This is a genomic window from Cupriavidus sp. GW822-FHT03E04 (assembly GCF_058801495.1).
Window position 1 is genome coordinate 27,310 of record NZ_JBXANI010000006.1, and the last position, 17,493, is coordinate 44,802.

At 66.5% G+C, this 17,493-nt stretch carries 16 protein-coding genes; 8 read left to right on the top strand and 8 right to left on the bottom strand.

All coding sequences use genetic code 11. The annotated features are described in order from the left end of the window. Nucleotides 1-40 precede the first annotated feature (40 nt). The 8 genes from AC1RQC_RS09345 to AC1RQC_RS09380 all read right to left on the bottom strand — a co-directional run bounded on the left by AC1RQC_RS09345 (nt 41) and on the right by AC1RQC_RS09380 (nt 8,999). A complete protein-coding gene (locus AC1RQC_RS09345; RefSeq protein WP_492883048.1) occupies nt 41-1,207 on the bottom strand; it encodes a xanthine dehydrogenase family Fe-S subunit in 1,167 nt (388 codons plus the stop codon). 8 nt (nt 1,208-1,215) lie between these two features. Then, nucleotides 1,216-2,043 carry an FAD binding domain-containing protein gene (locus AC1RQC_RS09350; RefSeq protein WP_492883050.1) on the bottom strand — a complete coding sequence of 276 codons (828 nt, stop codon included), beginning with the start codon at nt 2,041-2,043 and terminating at the stop codon, nt 1,216-1,218. A gap of 6 nt (nt 2,044-2,049) precedes the next feature. Then, nucleotides 2,050-4,458 (bottom strand): xanthine dehydrogenase family protein molybdopterin-binding subunit, encoded by a 2,409-nt coding sequence (locus AC1RQC_RS09355; protein ID WP_492811264.1) that lies wholly within the window; start codon nt 4,456-4,458, stop codon nt 2,050-2,052. Between the two features lie 243 nt (nt 4,459-4,701). Then, nucleotides 4,702-5,331 carry an N-carbamoylsarcosine amidohydrolase gene (locus tag AC1RQC_RS09360; protein ID WP_492811262.1) on the bottom strand — a complete coding sequence of 210 codons (630 nt, stop codon included), beginning with the start codon at nt 5,329-5,331 and terminating at the stop codon, nt 4,702-4,704. Further along, a complete protein-coding gene (locus AC1RQC_RS09365; protein ID WP_492372215.1) occupies nt 5,328-6,374 on the bottom strand; it encodes a 2,5-dihydroxypyridine 5,6-dioxygenase NicX family protein in 1,047 nt (348 codons plus the stop codon). Before AC1RQC_RS09365 ends, AC1RQC_RS09360 begins: the two co-directional genes overlap by 4 nt. A gap of 39 nt (nt 6,375-6,413) precedes the next feature. Then, nucleotides 6,414-7,259: an alpha/beta fold hydrolase gene (locus AC1RQC_RS09370; RefSeq protein WP_416052053.1), complete on the bottom strand. Its 846-nt coding sequence runs from the start codon at nt 7,257-7,259 to the stop codon at nt 6,414-6,416. A 1-nt stretch (nt 7,260) separates the two neighbouring features. Further along, entirely contained in the window at nt 7,261-8,013 is a 753-nt protein-coding gene (locus AC1RQC_RS09375) for a maleate cis-trans isomerase family protein (RefSeq protein WP_492883053.1), read from the bottom strand. Between the two features lie 23 nt (nt 8,014-8,036). Beyond that, nucleotides 8,037-8,999, bottom strand: a complete 963-nt coding sequence (locus tag AC1RQC_RS09380; protein WP_309406136.1) for an amidohydrolase family protein — start codon at nt 8,997-8,999, stop codon at nt 8,037-8,039. 221 nt (nt 9,000-9,220) lie between these two features. On the opposite strand from AC1RQC_RS09380, the gene AC1RQC_RS09385 reads away from it, so the two are divergent. The 8 genes from AC1RQC_RS09385 to AC1RQC_RS09420 all read left to right on the top strand — a co-directional run bounded on the left by AC1RQC_RS09385 (nt 9,221) and on the right by AC1RQC_RS09420 (nt 17,489). Then, the gene (locus AC1RQC_RS09385; protein WP_492811257.1) at nt 9,221-10,825 is read left to right on the top strand and encodes an MFS transporter; all 1,605 of its coding nucleotides are present in this window, start codon (nt 9,221-9,223) and stop codon (nt 10,823-10,825) included. Between the two features lie 183 nt (nt 10,826-11,008). Beyond that, entirely contained in the window at nt 11,009-12,235 is a 1,227-nt protein-coding gene (locus tag AC1RQC_RS09390; RefSeq protein WP_492372219.1) for an ABC transporter substrate-binding protein, read from the top strand. 61 nt (nt 12,236-12,296) lie between these two features. Further along, on the top strand, nt 12,297-13,073 hold the full coding sequence (locus tag AC1RQC_RS09395; RefSeq protein ID WP_492883055.1) for an ABC transporter ATP-binding protein: 777 nt from the start codon (nt 12,297-12,299) through the stop codon (nt 13,071-13,073). Further along, nucleotides 13,073-13,828: an ABC transporter ATP-binding protein gene (locus AC1RQC_RS09400; RefSeq protein ID WP_492811397.1), complete on the top strand. Its 756-nt coding sequence runs from the start codon at nt 13,073-13,075 to the stop codon at nt 13,826-13,828. Before AC1RQC_RS09395 ends, AC1RQC_RS09400 begins: the two co-directional genes overlap by 1 nt. Before the next feature lie 12 nt (nt 13,829-13,840). Then, a complete protein-coding gene (locus AC1RQC_RS09405; protein WP_150986100.1) occupies nt 13,841-14,725 on the top strand; it encodes a branched-chain amino acid ABC transporter permease in 885 nt (294 codons plus the stop codon). Further along, nucleotides 14,725-15,801 (top strand): branched-chain amino acid ABC transporter permease, encoded by a 1,077-nt coding sequence (locus AC1RQC_RS09410; RefSeq protein ID WP_492883057.1) that lies wholly within the window; start codon nt 14,725-14,727, stop codon nt 15,799-15,801. Before AC1RQC_RS09405 ends, AC1RQC_RS09410 begins: the two co-directional genes overlap by 1 nt. A gap of 74 nt (nt 15,802-15,875) precedes the next feature. Continuing rightward, entirely contained in the window at nt 15,876-16,193 is a 318-nt protein-coding gene (locus AC1RQC_RS09415; RefSeq protein WP_150986098.1) for a non-heme iron oxygenase ferredoxin subunit, read from the top strand. A 9-nt stretch (nt 16,194-16,202) separates the two neighbouring features. Continuing rightward, entirely contained in the window at nt 16,203-17,489 is a 1,287-nt protein-coding gene (locus tag AC1RQC_RS09420; protein ID WP_492883059.1) for an NAD(P)/FAD-dependent oxidoreductase, read from the top strand. Nucleotides 17,490-17,493 lie beyond the last annotated feature (4 nt).

A 17,493-nucleotide genomic window follows, 5' to 3' on the forward strand; every position in this document is an offset into this window, starting at 1 on the left:
CAAAAAAACCCCCCGCCCCCCAAAGCCCCCCTCCCCCGCGTCAGCGGGCCACACCAAACACCCGCTTCACCCTCTCCCACATCACCCCCAGCATCATCGACACCGGATTCATCTGCGTGGCCTGGCTGCGCTCGCTCTCCGACAACGACGGGTCCATCTTGCGGGCGACGTTCTTGCCGAAGTCCGCCATCATGCGCCGGACGAAATCGCGCACCAGCCCCGAGCGGGAGAACTGCGCGAGCGGGCCTTGCAGGGAGTATTGCAGGTCGATCAGCACTTCGGTCTCGCCCGCCGATATCGCCTGCAGCACATAGGTGATGTCGCCGGCGGCCTTGGAGTTGCTCAGCGAATCCTGCCCCGCGCCCTTGAGCACGCCGCGCCGGTTCGCGTCGTCGCGCTCCAGCCGCGCCGCGCCGTTGAAGCGCGCCGCCATCGGCCCGAACTTGATCGCCACATGCCCCTTGACGCGATCGCCGTCCTGCTCGGTGAGCGCCGCGCCTGGCAGGCAGCTTGCCACCGCCGGCAGGTCCGCCATGAAGCCCCACACGTCATCAGCCGGGAACGGCACCTTGAAGCTGCCGTCGATGCGCGACCAGCCCTTTTTGTCGGCGCTGCGCTCGGCTTCTTCCTTGGCGGCAGGCTCGGCTTGGGCTTGGACAGCGCTGTCGGCAGCAGGCGTGAAGCAGACGAATTCGCGTTTCACGGTCGCTGCTACGGCTTGCACCGCGTTGCCCGTTGCAGGTGGCTTGCGCTGCGCCAGCACGGAGCTGATCGCGGCCACGATCCCCATATAGCCCGTGCAGCGGCAGAGGTTGCCCGATAGCTCATGGCGGATGGTTGCCTCGTCGGCATCCGGCAGCCGCAGCACAATGTCGCGCGCGGTGGCCAGCATGCCGGGCGTGCAGTAGCCGCATTGCAGCGCGTGGTGCTGGTTGAACGCAGCGCGCAGGTCGCGCATCACGGGGTCGTCGTCATAGCCTTCGATGGTCACCACCTTGCTGCCGGCGCAGGCGCTGGCAAAGGTGATGCACGAGCGCACGGGCTTGTCGTCGACCAGCACGGTGCAGGCGCCGCAAACCCCGTGCTCGCAGCCCAGGTGGGTGCCGGTGAGGCCCTGTGCGTCGCGCAGGAAGTCGCCCAGGTGGGTGCGGTGCGCGCAGGCGCCGGACGCGGCGCGGCCATTGATCGTCAGTGTGATGGTTTCCACTGCGGCCCTCAGTTGAAAAGTTGTTCGATGCAGCGAGTGACGGCTGCGCAGCAGAGCTTGCGGTCGATCGCATCCTTGGCCGGCGTGGCTTGCGTCACGGCGGCCAGCACGGCCTGCGGCGTGAGCGCGGCGGGACCGTGCGCGGCAATGTCGTGGGCGAGGCCGCGCAGCAGCGCCGGCGCGCCGTCGAGCGCGCCCAGTGCGATGCGGGCGAAGCGCGTGGACGGATCGAAGTACGCGGCGCAGCTGGCCTCGGCGAACTCGCCAGTCTTGCGGCACAGCTTGTGGTAGCCCCAGCGTACCGTATCGGGCTGGCTCGGCACATGGACAGCGCAGATCAGCTCGCCTTCGGTGAGCGCCGTGGTGTACGCACCCAGCATGAACTCCGTTATGGGCACGAGGCGCATGCCGGCCTTCGATGCAAGCTCGATCTGCGCGCCAACGGCGGTCAGCACCACCACCCAGTCCGCCGCGGGATCGGCGTGCGCCAGGCTGCCGCCGATGGTGCCGCGATTGCGGATGGCGCGGTAGGCGATGCCGCTCGCCACGGATTGCAGCATGCCGCCGCGCAGTGCCGGGAATTCGCCATCCTCGATCTGCGCATGGGTGACCGCGGCGCCGATGCGCACGCGATCCTGCTGCGTGGTGACCGTGCGCAACTCGGCGAGCTTCGACAGATCGTAGATGGCATCGGGGCGCGTCAGGCGCAGGTTAAGCATCGGGCCCATGGACTGCCCGCCGCCCATGACCTTGGCGTTGTCGGTGCGGTCCGCCAGCTCGGCGCAGGTGGCGGCCAGCGTGGGGGCCGCGTGATAAGTGAATGCAGCTGCTTTCATGATGGTTCAGGCCGCCTCTCTGGTTGGCGTGGCTTGCGGCTTCCGGGCTTGCTCGGCGCGGGCCAGCGCTTCGAGCACCTTGCGCGGCGTGAGCGGCGTCTCCAGCAACTCCACGCCGAACTGCCCCAGCGCGTCGTTGACCGCGTTGAAGATGGCCGCGGGGGGCGCGATGGCGCCGCCCTCGCCCATGCCCTTGGCGCCGAATTCCGTATGCGGCGACGGCGTCTCGAAATGGTGGATGCGGATCGAGGGGATTTCGGTCGGGCCAGGCAGCATGTAGTCGGCCAGCGTGGAGGCCAGCGGCTGGCCGTTGCCGTCGTAGCGCATCTCCTCGAACATGGCCGTGCCGATACCCTGCGCCACGCCGCCATAAGTCTGCCCTTCCACCACCATGGGGTTGACCATGGTGCCGCAGTCTTCCACGACCACGTAGTCGAGGATCTCGACGTGGCCGGAATCGGTGTCCACCTCCACCAGCGCGGCGTGGGTGGAGTATGTGAAGCTGCCGGTATCCACGTTGGGCTTGTAGCCCATGGTGGTTTCCAGCCCGGTGGGATCCACATTGGCGGGCAGCCGCTGCGGGTTGATATACCAGGCGTTGGCGATTTCGCTGATCGGCACGGCGGCGTCGCCCGCCTTGACCGAACCACCAGCCAGCGTCGCCTCGTCCTCGGGACGCTGCAGCATATGCGCGCCGATCTTCAGCAGGCGCGGCACCAGCGCCTTGCAAGCACGCGATACCGCGCCGCCCGACATCACCAGCGAGCGCGAAGCATAGGTGCCGGTGGAGAACGGCGTCACGCCGGTGTCCCCGTGCACGACCTTCACGCGCGACACATCGATGCCGAGGATCTCGTGCGCGATCTGGGCAAAGGTAGTCTCCATGCCCTGGCCATGCGAGTGCACGCCGACGCGGACTTCCAGCCCGCCATCCGGCGTGATGCGCACGGTGGCGGAATCGAAGCCGGGAATCACCGGTGTGCCCCAGGCGGCGAATACCGAGGTGCCGTGCGCCGATTGCTCGGTGTAGGTGCCAAAGCCCACGCCGAGATAGCGCGAGCCCGCCGAAGGATCGTTCAGCCTTTGACGCTGGCGCTCGCGGATGCGCGCCAGCCCGATCATCTGCGCGGCCTTGCGCACGCTGGCCGGGTAGTCACCGCCATCGAAGTGCTTGTTGGTGACGTTGACATAGGGCATGGATTCCGGCTGGACCAGGTTCTCGCAACGGATCTCCCACGGCTCGCGCTTGACCTCGCGCGCCAGCGCATCCATCAGCAGTTCCATGGCAAAGCACACGCCCGTGCGCGCCACGCCCCGGTACGGGACAAAGCCGGGCTTGTTGGTGGCCACGCATTCCGTGATGCAGCGGTAGCCGTCGAAGGCGTACGGCCCCGGCAGGTTGCCGATGGCCTGGCCGGGTTCAAGGCCGATGGTGAAGGGCCACACCGAATAGGCGCCGCCGTCGATGGCGATCCTGGCGTCCAGCGCCAGCAGGCGCCCGCGCGCGTCGGCGTAGGCCGTGACCTCGTAGTGGTGCTCGCGCGAGTTGGCGCCCGCGGTCAGGTGCTCGCGCCGGTCTTCGATAAAACGGAACGGCTTGCGGTATGTCATGGCGAGCCAGGCGATGCACAGTTCCTCTTGCTGCAGCACGCACTTGTAGCCAAAGGCGCCGCCCACGTCGGGCGAGATCACGCGGACTTTTTCCTGCTCCAGGCCCAGGCAATGGCTAAGCACCGTGCGGATCATGTGCGGCACCTGGGTGGCGCTGTAGACGATCAGCTGGTCGAACTGGTGGTCCCAGTAGGCCAGCACGGCCTTGCCTTCCATCGGCACCATGCACTGGCGCGCCAGGTCGATCTTGCGGCTGACCACCACGGAGGCCGTCTTGCTGAGCGCGTCGAAATTCTTGTCGGCGGTGAGTGTGAGGAAGTGGTTGTCCTTCCAGTGCTCGTGCACGCGCGTGGTGCCGCTGGCCTGCCGTGCGCCATCGACATCGGTGAGCGCCGGCAGTTCATCCAGCTCCGCGACGATGCGCTCGGCGATGTCCTCGGCCTGGGCGCGGGTCGGCGCGAAGGCCATGGCGATGGGCTCGCCGACAAAGCGGACCTTGCCGGCGGCCAGGGGCGGCTGCGCCGACTGCTGGTATGACGGGAAAGCCGAGTCGGCCACGATATCGAGCGCGCCATGCATATCGTCCCGCCCGATCACCGCATGCTCCAGCCCTTCCGGCTTGTGCAGCGCCAGCAGCCGCGCATGCGCCATGGGGCTGCGCAGGAACGCAACCTCCTGCAGGCCGGGCATGGCGATGTCGGCGACGAAGCGGCCCTTGCCATGCAGGTGGCGCGCGTCCTCCTTGCGCGCCACGCGCGCGCCTACGCCCTGCCCGCCTTGCTTCTCGATGTGGTCTTTGTCCATACATTTCTCCAGCCCGGGCTTGCCGCCGTCCGTGACTGCTTTGTGGGGTTCGTGGGTAGCGGATAGCCCGGCAACCAACAAGTCGGCAAGCAATTTCCGTGCACCTGCCTGATCGCACGTCCAGCGGCACATGTTCAGTGCACTGAGCTTATCGACACATTGGCGAAACGGGCCGCGCCCGTCAATTGGGGCTTCAGCCGATGCGCGTGCGTGGTGCGCATCAGCGTGCGCACCGGGCGCCGCTCAGAGCCGGGCCAGCGTCGCCAGCGCCTGCTCGCGCGGCATCACGGCGGCGTACTTCTGCTCCATGTCGAACAAATTGGCCGCGTGCGGCTGAAGCGCGCGGTCGCCCACGCAGTCCGACACCACCAGCGGGCGGAAACCGTGCGACATGGCATCGACCACGCTGGCGCGCACGCAGCCGCTGGTGACCGCGCCGGCCACCACCAGCGTGCGCACGCCGCGCTGCGTCAGCCACGCCGCCAGCGACGTGCCGAAGAAGGCGGACGGCACGGTCTTGCGCACTACCAGCTCGCCATCGCGCGGGGCCAGCTGCGCAACGATCGCGCTGGCCGGCCCATGCTCCTTCAGCGTCAGCAGGCCGGGCACCTTCAGCGTGAAGATGTTGTGGTCGCCGTCGTCGTCGGCAAACACGATGCGGCTGTGCGCCACCGCCCAGCCCTGTTCCCGCGCGCTGGCCAGCAGGGGCACCGTGTTGGCGATGGCCTCGGCGATATTGCCGCCGCCGAACATCGCCGGATCGGCGAAGCCGTTGACGAAGTCGACGATCAGCAGGCCTACGGGGCCCTGTAGCGGCAGTTGGGTGCCGAAGCCCTGGCGCTCGTAGGTGGGGAGTTCGCCATGTCTCGTCATTTGCTGTTCCATCCGTCCAGTACCTTGCCTTGCCTGACCACTGCCTCGCCGTCCAGGCTCACGGTGCAGTTGCGCAACGGGATATCGATATGGCAGGCGGTGGTGCGGCCACCGCCTGCCTCATTGTTGGGGCCGAGCGAGAACAGGAAATTGCCCTCGTAAGCCCGCGCGTCCATGCCGATCGAGGCCTCCCTGTCATACAGGCCCAGCGTGGACCACCGCGCGCGCGGTTGCAAGCCCCAGCCGATGTGCGAAATGGCGTAGGCTTGCGGATCGTTGAACGACGCCATGTAGTCGTTCAGCAGCTCGGCATCCAGGCCGCCTTCGATGCGCGTGGCAAAGCCGCCTTCCACGGTCAACTCGACCCGGTCCGCCACGTAGCCCTTCTGCGGCAGCAGGATGTCGCCGCGGTCCAGCACGATGCGCCCGCTCGCGCCGCCCTCGTTCGGCCAGGTCAGCACGAAGCCGCTGGGCCAGTGATCCCAGCGCCCCGGCTCGTCGACGAAGCCGTACTCGCTGATGGCGGGAAACTCGCCGAGCGGGCAGCGCAGGTCGGTGCCCGCGCCAGATGTCACCGTCATCTCCTTCGCCCGCGACAACCGCGCGTTGGCGGCGCTCACGCGCTCGCGGTCGGCTTCGGTGGGCACCATGCGCACCAGCACTTCGGGCGGCTCCACCGCCAGCAGGATCTTGGTGCCGGTCTTGAGGATATCGTGCTGCTCGGGCGAGAACAGCAGCGTCATCAGGTCCAGCACCAGGTCGCTCTCCTTGAGCGCCGCAATGGCCGCGCGGTTGCCGGTGAGCGCCGTGGTGCCCAGGTAGGCCAGCGGATCGCGGCTCAAGGCCTTGTCCGCGTTGACGGGCGGCAGGTCCAGGCGATTGACGATGGCGCCCATCGCCTGGGTGGCAACCAGCGCGCACGACAGCGTCTGCGGATGCGTGGCGGCGCTGGTGAGAATGGTGACGGTCTGCCCGGGCGCGAGCCGGGACAGCGTGAGGACCTGTTTCCAGGCCTGGATCAGAGCGTGGTCACTGACTGGCATGTTCTCTCCTGCTGATCGGTAGATCGGTCGATCGGTAGTTCAGGCCGCGGCCTTTTGCCGGGGGACAATTTCGGCGCCGAGGAAGTCGCCCAGCGCGTTGTAGAAGCCGCCCTCGTCGTCCCAGGGAATCATGTGGCCGGCGCCCGGTACATGGCTGACTTCAAGCTGCGGCAGCAGCCCGCGAATCTCTTCGATATCCTCGGCGCGCACCACATCGCCGCGGCCGGCCACCATCAACAAGGCGGGAATGCCAATGCCCGGCAAGTCGGCGTGCACATCGTCGGTGTGGAAGCCCTGGAAGCTGGCCAGCACGGCGCGCTCGTCGCAGGTGTGCAGCCATTCGGCGCGCAACGCCAGTTGCTCGTCGGTCCAGGTGGGACAGAAGCGCCGCATGGTCTCGATGTCCACGCCGTGGCGCGCCACCGCCATGGAGTCCACATACCAGGCGAGCTGCGCGGGATAGTCGCGCCGGCCCGGACCGGACACGGGTGGATCCACCATTACCAGCCGCGCCAGCCCGGCAGGCTGGCTGCGCGCGGCACGGATGCCGATGCGCGCGCCCATCGAATGGCCCACCACGCTGTAGCTGGGCAGGTTCATCGCCTGCGCGAACGCCAGCACGTCGGCGGCCTGGGCGTCCAGGCTGTAGTCCAGCGTGTCCGACGCAGACGACAGGCCGCGTCCGCGCACATCCAGCACATAGGTATCGAACTGCTCGCCAAGGCGCTCGCCTACGAAGCCCCAGGTGATGGCCGGGCTGGTGATGCCCGGCACCACGATCACCGGATCGCGCGTCACGCGCGCACCGCTGTGGCCGCCATAGCGGAGATAGTGCTGGCGGATGCCGTTGGCGTGGACGTTGCCGCCACAAACAAAGGTACTCATCTTAGTAAGCGCCCGAGAGCAAAGCGCCGGCGCCTGGCACCACGGGCTCCAGGTCGAGTTGCTTGAGGATGGCGTAGGTGGTGGCGATGGCGGCGGTGATGACCGGCTTGCCGGTCATGGCTTCGACCTTGGCCACCGCCGGCAGGGACGGCATCTGCACACAGGCGGACAGCACGATGGCGTCCACATCCTTGGTGTTCATCTGCGCGACGATGCCGGCCAGCCTGGCAGGATCATGGCGGCCGACTTCAAGGTTGTCGGGGATTTCCAGCGCGCGCCAGTCCACCACTTCGTAGCCTTCGTTGCGGATGTAGTCCACCACCAGCTCGGTCAGCGGCTTCATGTACGGCGCAACGACGGCGATACGCTTGGCGCCGATCACCTTGAGCGCATCGATCAGCGCACCGGCGCTGGTGACCACCGGCGCATCGGCGCCGTTAGCCGCGGTATGAGCCTGCAGGCGCTTCTCCGAGACGCGGTGATAGCCGTGGCCCATCGCCATGATGGCCACCAGGCAGGCATAGCCCAGTACGTCGACGCGGGCGTCGCTCAGTTCCAGCGCGCAGCGGTCGGATTCGCCGTCCATCGCGGCAAGTTCTTCCTTGACCACCTTCTTCATGCGCATGCGGCTGGAGTGGAAGGTGAACCGCTCAGGCCGCACCTGCTGGCGCGCGAGCAGCATCGCGGGGATTTCGGTTTCCATCGTGGTGTTGGAACTCGGCACGATCTGGCCGATCCGGAAAGTCTTTTGCACGGGGCGCTCCGTTGTTTCGGGGTTCAAAGCTTGAGAATGCGTTCGGCATTGCCATGGCAGACAAGGCGGCGGGTGGCCTCGTCCATCGGTGCCTGCTCGATAAAGTCCGCCGCAATCGCCGTGGATTCGTAGGGATAGTCGACCGAGAACAGCACGGCCTCGGCGCCCATCTCGGCAATCGCGCCGTTCAGCGCAGCCGGCGAGCACACGCCCGACGTGGTGATCACGATATTGCTGCCGATGTATTCCGACGGCTTCTTCGCCAGCTTGATGCCATGCGAGTACACCGCAAAGCGACTATCGAAGCGCCAGCGCTGGAACGGCAGCCCCTCGCCCATATGGCCAAGGATGAGTTTGAGCCGGGGGAAGCGGTCGAACACGCCGCCGAACACCAGGCGCAGCGCGTGGCTGGCCGTCTCCACGCCCCAGCCCCAGGCCGCGCCGCTGATTTCGGGATGGCCCGAATACACATGCGGCGCGACAAACGCATCGGTCGGATGCAAGTACATGGGCACGTCCAGCGCTTGCATGCGCTCCCAGAACGCGTCATAGGATGGATCGTCGTAATACACGCCCTGCGTGTGGCCGTTGACCAGCGAGCCCTTGAAGCCAAGCTGCTTCACGGCGCGCTCCAGCTCGTCCGCGGCCGTGACGGGGTCATGCATCGGCAGCGCGGCAAAGCCAGCGAAGCGCGTGGGGTGCCGCGCCACCTGTGCCGCCAGGAAGTCGTTGTTCTCACGGGCACGGCCAATGGCGGCGACGCGATCCGTCTCGCCCTGCACGCCCGGGCCGGTCTGCGACAGGATGGTGAAATCGATGCCGGCGCGGTCCATCTCGCCGATGCGTATGTCGTCGAAATCCGCCAGGCGCCTGGCGAGATCGGCCATGACCGCTGCGTCGATGTGCTGGAGGTATCCCTTCGAATAGGCCTGGAAACCGGGGGCCATGAAGTGCTCTTCCAGGGCAATCTTCCGAATTCTCGTCATGCTGTGGCGACTCCTGTTTTGGTGGGGGCTTGCTAATTGATCAGTATGCTGAGCATTTTTAATATAGCAACGAGGTTGGGGAATGTCTAGCCGGAGCCAAAAGGGTTAACCCCCATAACACTGACAAATTCTGCTCAGTACACTGATTGAAATTACTCAGCATGCTGACAGTGTGGGATACACACACGGGCAGGCTGACCTGGCCCCGGAGAGAAACGACCATGACGATCAGCCTGGCCAATGACGGTGCCGCCGTGCGCAAGCAGGGCATGACAAGGGAAGAACGCAAGGTGATCCTCGCGTCGTCCTTCGGGGCGCTGATGGAGTGGTACGACTTTTATATCTACGCGGCGCTGGCGGTCTACTTTGGTGCATTGTTCTTCCCGCCCGGTAACGAGACCACGGCCTTCCTCGCCAGCCTTGCCACCTTCGGCGCGGGCTTCCTGGTGCGCCCGGTCGGGGCGTTGCTGTTCGGCCGGCTGGGCGACAAGATCGGCCGGAAGCACACCTTCCTGGTGACGATCCTGCTCATGGGGATCGCCACGGTGGGTGTCGGATTGTTACCCACCTATGGCCAGCTCGGCATCACCGCCACCATCCTGCTGGTGGTGCTGCGCCTGCTGCAGGGGCTGGCGCTGGGCGGCGAAGTGGGTGGCGCGGTGACCTACGTCGCCGAGCATTCTCCGGTGGAAAAACGCGGGCTCTACACCAGCTCCCTGCAGACCACGGCCACACTCGGCCTGCTCTCGTCGCTGCTGGTCGTGTACCTGCTCAAGACACTCCTCACCGAGGCGCAGTTCCGCGAATGGGGCTGGCGCTTGCCGTTCCTGGTCTCGTTCCTGATGCTGGTGGTGTCGGTCTACATCCGCGGCAAGCTGCATGAGTCGCCGATCTTTGCGCGCATGAAAGCCGGGAATGCCACGTCGAAATCCCCCATCCTGGACAGCTTCACGAACTGGGCCAACCTGAAGTACGTGCTGCTGCTGTTCGTGGTGGCATCCGGGCTCGGCGCCATCTTTGGCACCGGTCATTTCTACACGATGTTCTTCGTCAACAAGACGCTGCACGTGCCGCTGGAACTGGTGCACCTGCTGATCGGCATCGCGCTGGTGATCGCCACGCCCTGCTACCTGTTCTTCGGCTGGCTGTCGGACCGGATCGGCCGCAAGCACATCATGATGGCCGCCTGCCTGCTGGCGGCGCTGGCCACCCAGCCCATCTTCAGGGCGCTGACGCACTACGCCAACCCGGCGCTGGAGCAGTTCCAGCAGCGCAACACGGTGCAGCTACGCGCCGGCGACTGCCACTTCCGCCTGTTTGCCGAGCCGGTGTCGGCGTGCGACAAGGTCAAGGGCTACCTGACGGATCTTGGCGTCGGCTACGAATTCACGCAGATTGATGCCCGAGCGCAGCCCGCTTTGCGCATCGGCGACACCACGCTGCAGGGCTTTGACAAAGCGGCGATCAAGCAGGCGCTGGTGGCCGCCGGCTGGCCGGAGCACGCAGACCCGGCCGCCATCAACCGCCCGATGCTGTTCCTGATGCTGCTGATCCCCATCCTCTTGCTCGCCATGGTGTACGGCCCGCTGGCGGCGTTCATGGTCGAGCTGTTCCCGGCGCGCATCCGCTACACGTCGCTGTCCCTGCCCTTCCACCTGGGCGCGGGCTGGGTCGGCGGCATGCTGTCGTTCGTCGTGACGGCGATGAACGTGTCCAGCGGCAATGTGTACTTCGGCCTCTGGTATCCGGTCTCGATCGCCGCCATCGCCTTTGTCGTCGGCATGGTGTTCGTGCCCGAGACCCGTGGCCGCAACCTGGATACCTGATCCCACTGTGCCCCCTGTAGCCCTGTAGCCCTGTAGCCCTGTAGCCCGGCTTCGTCCTCTGGCGCGAAATTTGCTCAGTACACTGCAGTTAATGATCAGCATACTGATCGCTGCACCAAGGCGAAGCCATCTGGTTTTCTATCCCGGTTCCCGAACCCCACTCACCCTGTCTGGAGCGCCCCCATGAAGTCTCTGCACAACGCACGCCGCACCCCGATTCCTGCCTTGATCCCCGCCCTGATCGCCCTGCTTTGCAGCACCGCCGCGCTGGCGGATGCCAACGGCGTCAAGGTTGGCGTGATTACCGATATGTCCGGCTCCTACGCCGATCTCTCGGGCCGCGGCTCGGTGCTCGCGGCGCAGATGGCCGTTGAAGAGTTCGGCGGCAAGGCGCTCGGCAAGCCGGTCACGGTGCTCTCTGGCGACCACCAGAACAAGGCGGACATCGCCTCGTCGCTGGCGCGCCGCTGGTTCGACACCGATGGCGTGGACATGGTGATCGATTTCCCCAACTCCTCCACCGCGCTGGCGGTGCAGGAAATCGCCAGGCAAAAACAGAAGATCAATATCGTCTCCACCGGCGGCGCCATGGCGCTGACCAACCAGAACTGCTCGCCCACCGGCTTTCACTGGGGCTGGGATACGTATTCGGTGTCGGCGCCGCTGGTCAAGCGGCTGATCGCCGACGGCAAGAACAGCTGGTACTACATCACCGTGGACTACGCGCTGGGCCAGTCGCTGGAATCGGATTTCCGCAAGGAGGTGGAGGCCAGCGGCGGCAAGAACGTGGGGAGCACCAAGCATCCGCTTAACGCCAGCGATTTCAGCAGCCCCATCGTGGCCGCCTCTGCGTCCAAGGCCAAGGTGGTGGTGCTGGCCAACGCCGGCAACGACATGATCAACGGCGTCAAGGCCGCGGGCGAGTTCGGCCTGATCAAGGGCGGACAGACCGTGATCACGCCGTCGACCTTCATCACCGACCTGAAGAGCCTGGGCCCGAGCGTGGCGCAGGGCCTGACCTATGTGGACCCATTCAAGCTCGACCTCGACGCCAGGTCAAAGGCCTTCGTGGAGCGCTTCTACGCCAAGCACAAGGCTTACCCGACGCACGGGCAGATCGGCGTGTATTCCGGTGTGCTGCACTACCTGAAGGCGGTTGAGGCGGCCAGGACGGTGGATGGCCCGGCGGTGGCGGAGAAGATGCGCGCCCTGGCGGTCAACGACGACTTCGTGCATGCCGGCAAGGTGCGCGTGGATGGCCGCATGGTGCATGACATGTACCTGGCGCAGGCCAAGACGCCGGCGGAGTCCAAGGGCCCGTGGGACCTGGTCAAGTACATCAGCACCATCCCCGGCGACTCGGCATTCCGCCCGCTGTCCGCCAGCGAATGCGCACTGGTGAAGAAGTGAGCCGCGATGCAGAACCAACCTGCCAAGACCCAACCTGCCAAGACCCAAAAGCGGAGCACGCATGAGCCAGGCTGACGTCATCCTTGAAACCCGGGGGCTCACCAAGGAGTTCAAGGGCTTCACCGCCGTCAGCCAGGTCGACCTGCGCGTTCGGCGCGGCGCCATCCACGCCCTGATCGGGCCCAATGGCGCCGGCAAGACCACGTGCTTCAACCTGCTGACGAAGTTCCATGCGCCCTCCGCCGGGACCATCCTGTTCAACGGCGAGGACATCACGCGGGCGCGCCCCGCCCAGATCGCCCGCAAGGGCGTGATCCGGTCCTTCCAGATCTCGGCGGTGTTCCCCCAGCTCACCGTGATGGAAAACGTGCGGGTGGCGCTGCAGCGCAAGCTCGGCACCGCCTATCACTTCTGGAAGAGCAAGCGCTCGCTGGACGAGCTCAACGACCGCGCGGTCGCGCTGCTCAAGGCCGTCGGCCTGGAGGGCTTTGCCGACCTGCCGACCGCCGAGCTGGCCTATGGCCGCAAGCGTGCGCTGGAGATCGCCACCACGCTGGCAATGGACCCCGAGCTGATGCTGCTCGACGAGCCCACGCAAGGCATGGGGCACGAGGATGTGGAGGTAGTGACCGCCTTGATCAAGCAGGTTTCCGCCGGACGCACCGTGCTGATGGTGGAACACAATATGAGCGTGGTGTCGTCCATCGCCGAGCGCATCACCGTGCTCCAGCGCGGCGCCATCCTGGCGGAAGGGCCATACGAGGAAATGACGCGCAACCCGCAAGTGATGGATGCGTACATGGGCACGGCAGATGCCGAACCGGCGGAGGCCGCATGATGAGCCAACCCACGAACCAACCCACGAGCCAACCCACCCCCGCCCTGCAGATCCAGGACCTGCACGCCTGGTACGGTGAATCCCACATCCTTCACGGCGTGGACCTGACCGTCAACCCGGGCGAGGTCGTCACCGTGCTGGGCCGCAACGGCGCGGGCCGCACCACCACCATGCGCGCCATCATGGGGCTGGTCGGCGCCCGCAAGGGCTCGATCCGCGTCAACGGCACCGAGACCATCGGCATGAAGACGCACCGCATCGCGCCGCTAGGCCTGGGCTATTGCCCGGAAGAACGCGCGATCTTCTCCAGCCTGTCGTGCGAGGAAAACCTGATGCTGCCGCCGGTGTTCAAGCCTGACGTTGCAACGTCAGGCCGCGAGCCGATGCCGCTGGACGAGATCTACGCGATGTTCCCCAACCTGTGGGAACGCCGCAAGAGCCAGGGCACGCGCATGTCGGGCGGCGAGCAGCAGATGCTGGCCGTCGCCCGCATCCTGCGCACCCGCGCGAGCGTGCTGCTGCTCGATGAAATCTCCGAAGGCCTGGCCCCCGTCATCGTCCAGACCCTCGCCAGAATGATCACCACGCTCAAGAAACGCGGCTACACCATCGTCATGGTGGAGCAGAACTTCCGCTTCGCCGCGCCACTCGCCGAGCGCTTCTACGTGATGGAGCACGGCCGCATGGTGGAGTGCTTCGACGCCAGCGCGCTCGCGCGCAAGATGCCCACGCTGAACGCCCTGCTTGGCGTGTAAGGAACCCTCGTCATGGAATTTTTTGGCATACCCATGCCCGCACTGCTGAGCCAGCTGCTGCTCGGACTCGTCAACGGCTCGTTCTACGCCATCCTGAGCCTTGGGCTGGCAGTCATCTTTGGCCTGCTCAATGTCATCAACTTTGCCCATGGCGCCCTGTTCATGCTGGGCGCCGTGCTGGCCTGGATGGGGCTGGCCTACCTGGGGCTGAGCTACTGGCTGATGCTGCTCCTCGCCCCGCTCGTCACCGGCGTGCTGGGCGTGGTGCTGGAGCGCACCATGCTGCGCCGGCTCTATCGTTTCGATCACCTCTATGGCCTGCTGCTGACGCTAGGCATCTGCCTGCTGATCGAAGGGCTGCTGCGCTCGGCGTATGGCGTCTCCGGCCTGTCCTACGCCACGCCCGAGGCGCTGACGGGCGCCACCAGCGTGGGCTTCATGGTGCTGCCCAACTACCGCGCCTGGGTGGTGGCGGCCTCGCTGGTGGTGTGCTTCGCCACCTGGTACGTGATCGAGAAGACGCGGCTTGGCGCCTACCTGCGCGCCGGCACGGAGAACCCGCGCATGGTGGAAGCATTCGGCATCAACGTGCCGTTGCTGGTGACGCTGACCTACGCCTTCGGCGTGGGGCTGGCCGCCTTTGCCGGCGTGCTGGCCGCGCCCGTGATGCAGATCTCGCCCCTGATGGGCCAGAACCTGATCATCACCGTGTTCGCCGTGGTGGTGATCGGCGGCATGGGCTCGATCCTCGGTTCCATTTTTACAGGGCTGGGCCTGGGCGTGTTCGAAGGCATGACCAAGGTGTTCTACCCGGAAGCCTCGGCAACCGTCGTCTTCGTGGCCATGGTGTGCGTGCTGATGGTGCGCCCCGCCGGCCTGTTCGGAAAGGAAAAATAATGACCGTTGACTCTCGCGCAAGACTGACCGGCGCCTTGCTGATGGCGGCCGTCGCGCTTGCCCCCTTTCTCGGCGCCTACCCGGTGCTGGCGATGAAGCTGATGTGCTTCGCCTTGTTTGCCTGCGCCTTCAACCTGCTGCTGGGCTTTACCGGGCTGCTGTCCTTCGGCCATGCCGCGTTCTTTGGCGGCGCGGCCTATGCCTGCGGCTACGTGATGAAATCCCTGCACGCCACGCCGGAGCTCGGGCTGCTGGCCGGCACGGCGTTCGGCGCGCTGCTCGGCCTGGCCTTTGGCGCGCTGGCGATCCGGCGCCAGGGCATCTACTTTGCGATGGTGACGCTGGCGCTGGCGCAGATGTTCTACTTCTTCTGCCTGCAGGCTCCGGTGACGGGCGGCGAGGACGGCTTGCAGGCGGTGCCGCGCGGCAGCCTGTTCGGGCTGTTCTCGCTGGAGGGCGACCTGACGATGTACTACGTGGCGTCCATCGTGGTCGGCGCCGCACTGCTGCTGATCGCGCGGGTGGTGAACTCGCCTTTCGGTCAGGTGCTGCGGGCCATCAAGGAAAACGAGCCGCGCGCCATCTCGCTGGGCTACGACACGGACAGGTTCAAGCTGCTGGCCTTTGTGCTGTCGTCCGCGCTGGCGGGACTGGCAGGCGCATTGAAGACGCTGGTGCTCGGCTTTGCCACGCTGACCGACGTGCACTGGGCCATGTCCGGATCCGTCATCCTGATGACGCTGGTGGGTGGCATGGGCACCTTGTCCGGGCCGATCCTGGGCGCGCTGGTGATTGTCGCGGTCGAAAACAAACTCGGCGATGCCGGCAGCAGCCTGGCCGCGATGACGGGCGTGGACTGGTTCAATACGCTGGGAGAGTCGGTCAGCATGGTCACAGGCCTGATTTTCGTGGTCTGCGTGCTCACCTTTCGCCGCGGCATCATGGGCGAGGTACAAGCCCTGCTGGAGCGCCGGGCCGCGCGGGCGCGCCCTGCCCCGGCCAGCGCCGCCACGCCCTTGCACGGCCATTCCGCCACCTCGGCCACCTCGGCCGCCTCGGCGACGCTCAAGGGTTAACGCTGATTCAGTCGGCAATTTAAATCAGTACACTGATCATTAATACTCAGCATACTGATCAAAGGAGATGCATCATGGCTTGGACCAAGATCGCCACTACCGGCCAGCTTCAGGACGATGAAGTGATGCCGCTCACGCTAGGCGACGCGCAGCTGGCCCTGTACCGCAGCGAAGGGGAGTACTTCGTCACCGACAACGTCTGCACGCACCAGTACGCGCTGCTGTCCGACGGCTATCTGGAGGATGGCTGCATCGAATGCCCGCTGCACCAGGCGCGCTTCGATATCCGCACCGGCCAGGCCATGTGCGCGCCCGCCACGCAGGGCATCAAGGTCTACCCGGTCAAGATCGTGGACAGCGATGTCCTGGTCGATGTCATGGTCACCGCCTGAGCGCCGGCCATGTCACAAGACGCCCCCATCCTGATCATCGGCGCCGGCCAGGCTGGCGCCACGGCCGCCGCCGCGCTGCGCACGCTGGGCCATGACGGCGGCATCGTCATGGTCGGCGGCGAGGCCCATGCGCCGTATGAGCGCCCCCCGCTGTCCAAGGCCGTGCTGGCGGACGAACAGCAAGACGAGCGCATCGGCGTGCACACGGCGGGCTTCTATGCCGAGCGAGGCATCGACTTGCGCCTGGCCACCACCGTGGCCTCGCTCGATCCCGCCAGCGCCACGGCGCATTGCGCCGATGGCCAGGCGATTTCCTTCAGCCGCTGCCTGCTGACGACCGGTGGGCGTGCCCGCACCCTGCCCGCCTTGCCCGAGGGGCAGCCCCGGGTGCATTACCTGCGCTCGCTCGCCGATGCGCGCGGCTTGCGGGCCGCGCTGCGCCGCGAGCGCGCGGTGCTGGTGATCGGCGGCGGTTTCCTTGGACTGGAAACCGCATCCACCGCCCGCGCCATGGGGCTGGCGGTGACAGTGGTCGAAGCCGCGCCGCTGTTGCTGCAGCGCGCCGTGCCGAGCGTGTTCTCGGACTGGCTGGCGCAACGCGCGCGCGGCCTCGGCATCGACCTGCGCCTGGGCTGCGAGATCGCGTCGATCCCGCCGGCCGCGGACGAGGTTGCCGTCATGCTGGCGGACGGCACCGCCTTGCGCGCGCCGTTGGTGGTGGTGGCCATCGGGCTGCAGCCCAACGTGGGCCTGGCAGAGGCAGCCGGGCTTGCGCTCCACCCGGGCAACGGCGGCATCCGGGTCGACGCGCACTGCCGCACCAGCGCGCCGGGTGTGTTTGCCGCCGGCGATTGCACCAGCCAATACCAGCCGTTGTTTGGCCAGGAGATGCGCCTGGAGTCGTGGCAGAACGCCAATGAGCAGGCCCGCATCGCCGCGGCCGCCATGCTCGGCGTGCCGACGGCCCCGGCCGCCTTACCCTGGTTCTGGACCGACCAGCTCGGCTGCAATATCCAGATGCTGGGCGCCATGGACCCCACGCTGCGCTACACGCTGCGCGGCAGCGCAGAAGCACCCGAGGGCGACACCCCCCCAAAATTCCTGTTGCTTGGCATGGCCGGCGCACAACTGCGCCACGCCATCGCCGTCAACGCGGGCGGCGACCTGCGCCAGCTCCGCAACCTGATCGAACAAGGCACCGCCTGCGATATCGGCTTGCTGTGCGACACGGCCCTGCCCTTGAAGCAGGCGGCGCGCGAAGCCGCCGCCGTGCGCGCGAGCGAAACCCAATCCTGAACGA